This window comes from Acidisoma cellulosilyticum, from assembly GCF_020621385.1.
GTDB classification, from domain to species: domain Bacteria; phylum Pseudomonadota; class Alphaproteobacteria; order Acetobacterales; family Acetobacteraceae; genus Acidisoma; species Acidisoma cellulosilyticum.
Window position 1 is genome coordinate 1 of record NZ_JAESVA010000053.1, and the last position, 289, is coordinate 289.

General features: G+C 52.9%; 1 protein-coding gene. It reads right to left on the minus strand.

Annotation, left to right across the window (positions count from 1 at the left end; genetic code table 11):
* Positions 1 to 47 precede the first annotated feature (47 nt).
* A partial coding sequence (locus tag ACELLULO517_RS28500) for an IS3 family transposase (protein WP_227310883.1) occupies positions 48 to 289 on the minus strand: 242 nt, incomplete at its 5' end.

The following is a 289-nucleotide window of genomic DNA, read 5'->3' on the forward strand; positions in this document are numbered from 1 at the left end:
TTACCCAGCCGCGGCAACGCTGAACAGCCTGTCATACGGGCGCAGATTTACCGTGCCTGCAGCTTGAAGTGGCGAACATGAGAGGTGTTTAGTCCCGGCATTTGGTGGAGTGGATTTACTCTGAATCTTTCTGGCTCATTTGTCCAGGTTTTGCAGATGAACTGATGAGGGGTCAGGCCTCTTAGGGTCTTTAGCCTTCGGGCGAAGTTATAGGCTGAGACGAAGTCCATCAGGTGGCGCCGCAGTTGATCGTGGCTTTGGTAGTAGAAGCGTTTAACGGTGGCCTCTT